The following is a 1,029-nucleotide window of genomic DNA, read 5'->3' on the forward strand; positions in this document are numbered from 1 at the left end:
GCCGGTTGTACCAGCCGTCCAGGTACCGGCCGTTGTCGTACCGGACCCACGCCTCGACCGGCGCGACGTCGTAGCCCAGTTCCACCGCATAGGCGACGGTCGGCGTGGCGTACCAGGCCGGCCCTTCCGGGCGCTCGCCCTTCGGTGTGAACGGGCTCGGCAGCAGGCTGCCATCCAGCTCTACCCACTTGTCCTTGCCGACCTTCACACGGGACAGGTCGACGTGGGAGAGGTCTACCAGCCATGAGCCGGGCAGCTTCGGGTCGAACGCGGGGGCCTTGACGTGGGTCGCCTCACCGAGGCCGACGTTCAGGCCGTTCGCGCCCGCGGCGAAGGCCATGTTGACGTCGATGCCGACCAGGTGCCGCAGGGTGCATTCGGCGTCGGTCATGGGCCGCGCCCAGTCGTACGCTTCCTCGAACAGCTTCTCCGCCGGACCGCGCACGTGGAAACGGGGCAAGTCCTTGAGAACGGGGTGGCCGTCGGGGACCTCGCACGGCGGAAAGTGCATCGGGTCGATGGCGTCCTTGCCCAGCGAGCCGGGGTTGTGCTCGGAGTGCCGCTTGCCGTCGGCGTCCGGCTCGGAGGCCCGGGTCGGCGGGTGCAACGCGGTCATCAGCTCTAGCCCGGTCACCGCCGTGGAGCCGCGAGGCGTCATCACCCGGGACGCGTACACACCCAGCACCCGGGCGAGCTCCGCCGGCGCCAGTTGCCCGACCTCGCCCCAGTGCCGAGAGTCGAGCGCATTCCACGACGGGATGCACAGCTGCACGCAGGCCCGCTCCGAGCCGGTGGCGGGGCGGTAGATCCGCGCCCACGGCCCGAACCCGCGCTTGGTCAGCTGCCACTCCGCGCGGGCAAGCTGCTTGATGACCTTGTGGCCCTCCGGGATCCGCCCGGCGTGCTTCTCCCCCTCGGTGAGCGTGGCGGGCAGGCCGTAGCGCTCCAGGGCGGCCTCGGTGAGCACGAGCAGCGGGTCAGCGTCCTTGCCGGGACCGGCGAGCCTGGGAGCCCCGAGCCTCGCCTCGC

At 71.5% G+C, this 1,029-nt stretch carries 1 protein-coding gene; it reads right to left on the bottom strand.

Annotated features, from left to right (window positions below):
• A partial coding sequence (locus tag AB0F61_RS34295) for a hypothetical protein (RefSeq protein ID WP_357818582.1) occupies positions 1–1,029 on the bottom strand: 1,029 nt, incomplete at both ends.

Origin of the sequence: Micromonospora sp. NPDC023888 (genome assembly GCF_040639415.1) — a bacterium.
Lineage (GTDB): Bacteria > Actinomycetota > Actinomycetes > Mycobacteriales > Micromonosporaceae > Micromonospora.